Raw genomic sequence first — 1006 nt, forward strand, 5'->3', positions numbered from 1 at the left:
GGATGATCGCGATATAAAAACCGACATACGTCAACACAAACAGCGCGCAAAACATCATGAGGATCGAAGTCTCACGCCAGAACAGCACTGCCGGCACCACAGTCAGCAAGGTAAAGCTCCAGAGATAAGGTGACGTCCGGTTGTTGCGCATCAACATGCGCCGCGACTCGTCATCGTGGAACACACCACGCACCAGGCGGCGGTAGATCAGCTGATGGAAATGCAGCGCATCAGCCACCCCGGGCGATCCGCCGCGCGCCAGCTTTCGGTAGATCGAAAAAACAGTCTCCCAGACCGGATAAATGATCAACAGCATCGGAAACCACGGCGAAACCATCTGGTGGCGCTGCACCAGCAGTATGCAGGCGAGCGCGATCACAACACCCCAGAGATAGGCACCCCCATCCCCCGCAAAAATCAGGCCACGGGGGTAATTCCACATGAGAAAACCCATGGTCGCACCTGCCAGGCAGACAACGATGGCAGCCAGCTGACGGTCACCAAGCTGAAGCGCGACATAGGCGATTGCCAGGCAGATGAGCGACGCGACGGTACCCGCCAGGCCGTTGTAGCCATCAATGATATTGAACGCGTGCGGCAAGCCGCAGAACGCGAAAAAAGCCAAGGCAACGCCGACCCAGGGAAATGACAGCAGCAGCATGTCGATTCCTGGCACACCGAGCCGCGGTAACGCCAGCCCGAACAGGCTGCACGCCAGCGCTGCGGACAGGCCCGTCAGCAACAGGCGGTAACGCACCGTCAGCCGCTGCGTGAGATCTTCATAAACGCCGCCCAGCACGGCTGGCAGCAGGACCACCACCAATTGCAGGGCGGTATGCCAGCTCATGGGCACATTTACCCGGCTGGCGGTTGTTTCAGCTATCACGCCGGCAAGCAAGCCAGCCAATAAGCCCAGCAGTATCCCGATGCCGCCGACGCGCGGTATGTTTCCCGCATGGAACCGCTGCGGTTTGCTCACGTCGTATCGGCTGGCATGCTCACGCGC

At 59.7% G+C, this 1006-nt stretch carries 1 protein-coding gene; it reads right to left on the minus strand.

The genetic code is table 11. The annotated features are described in order from the left end of the window. The coding region (locus AC1D1P_RS24345; protein ID WP_477674794.1) for an MraY family glycosyltransferase at positions 1-1006 on the minus strand (1006 nt) is incomplete at both ends.

The organism is Polaromonas sp. P1_E1_2 (genome assembly GCF_056406035.1).